Origin of the sequence: Carboxydocella sp. JDF658 (assembly GCF_002049395.1) — a bacterium.
Classification (GTDB): Bacteria; Bacillota.
In genome coordinates this window covers 1-225 of record NZ_BDLR01000129.1, presented here as the reverse complement: position 1 = coordinate 225, position 225 = coordinate 1, and the positions used below count along the sequence as shown (strand labels likewise).

The window sequence follows — 225 nt, the reverse complement described above, 5'->3', positions numbered from 1 at the left end:
ACGGGGTCACCGTACGGACAGGGCCAATAACTTCAGGTCAGGCCAGACGGAGTTATACGCCTCCTGCTCACTCTGGGCAAGCCCGTTATGCACAGAAAGCCTCTCCTCCAGCCGCCTCAAGCAGGCCCTGACCCTACGGGTCATCCCTTTTCCTTCCCCAGGTCTATCAGGATTAACCTTCCGGGTCAGGTTTTGCTTGATTTGCGATACCAGTTGCCTGAGTTC

The 225-nt window shown here is 56.4% G+C and carries 1 pseudogene; it reads right to left on the bottom strand.

From position 1 onward, the window contains the following. Positions 1 to 6 precede the first annotated feature (6 nt). Positions 7 to 225, bottom strand: a pseudogene (locus JDF658_RS15060) (IS200/IS605 family accessory protein TnpB-related protein); the annotation flags it as partial.